This is a genomic window from Paraburkholderia sp. SIMBA_027 (genome assembly GCF_046535315.1).
Taxonomy (GTDB): Bacteria; Pseudomonadota; Gammaproteobacteria; order Burkholderiales; family Burkholderiaceae; genus Paraburkholderia; species Paraburkholderia tropica.
Genome location: NZ_JAWRWY010000889.1, coordinates 1 through 261 on the forward strand (window position 1 = coordinate 1; position 261 = coordinate 261).

Below are 261 nucleotides of genomic sequence, written 5' to 3' on the forward strand. Positions count from 1 at the left end.
TCAGAAAAGCAAAAACAACTACTACTCTTATCAGGTATAGAGACAATCGTTATAGCTACATATAATGATAAAGCGGGTTATAGGATTAAGATGCAGTTAATCAGGGAATTAGGCGGACATTTTAACCTGAAGCAGTTATATCTACCCTACTACGCAAAGGACGTAAACGATTTAGGGGCAGCTGAGTTACTAAACTACGTGGAACACGCTGAAGAATACGAATTGAAAATTTTGTAAACAAAAAGACACCTACAGTACTTT

1 protein-coding gene is annotated in these 261 nt (G+C 36.4%); it reads left to right on the top strand.

Annotation, left to right across the window (positions count from 1 at the left end; all coding sequences use genetic code 11):
* On the top strand, positions 1-237 hold a 237-nt coding region (locus SB764_RS41645), incomplete at its 5' end, for a hypothetical protein (RefSeq protein WP_410866984.1).
* Between the last annotated feature and the right edge of the window lie 24 nt (positions 238-261).